The organism is Parvibacter caecicola (genome assembly GCF_003725335.1).
Taxonomy (GTDB): Bacteria; Actinomycetota; Coriobacteriia; order Coriobacteriales; family Eggerthellaceae; genus Parvibacter; species Parvibacter caecicola.
The window spans coordinates 1-517 of the sequence record NZ_QIBY01000061.1 but is presented as its reverse complement, the minus strand read 5'-3'; the positions used below and the strand labels follow the sequence as shown (position 1 = coordinate 517).

Below are 517 nucleotides of genomic sequence, written 5' to 3'. Positions count from 1 at the left end.
CTGCGTGAAGTCGGAGTTGCTAGTAATCGCGGATCAGCATGCCGCGGTGAATACGTTCCCGGGCCTTGTACACACCGCCCGTCACACCACCCGAGTCGTCTGCACCCGAAGCCGCCGGCCGAACCCGCAAGGGGCGGAGGTGTCGAAGGTGTGGAGGGTAAGGGGGGTGAAGTCGTAACAAGGTAGCCGTACCGGAAGGTGCGGCTGGATCACCTCCTTTCTAGGGAGACGCGACATTTCGCGCCGGAAGGGGTCGAGCGGTAAGCTCCCCCTCCCTGACGGAACAACTTAACTTTCTCACAGGTCTCTCATCCCTCCTGCAGCATCCGGTTCCCGAGGCGCCGCGCGCGCCCGCGGGCTCCTTGACAGTTGCATAGCGCGCGACATGTAGTGATGTCGCGGTCAAGACATGATCAATGAATACCAATGAATTCTCGATTGCGAGTAATCAGGGTGTTCGCATCATGGACACGATCGATGATTCATCATAGATCGCGAACGTATGTTCGAAGCAAGC

At 58.6% G+C, this 517-nt stretch carries 1 rRNA gene; it reads left to right on the top strand.

The window, feature by feature from the left end:
• Positions 1-220, top strand: a 16S ribosomal RNA gene (locus DMP11_RS10170); the annotation flags it as partial.
• Positions 221-517 lie beyond the last annotated feature (297 nt).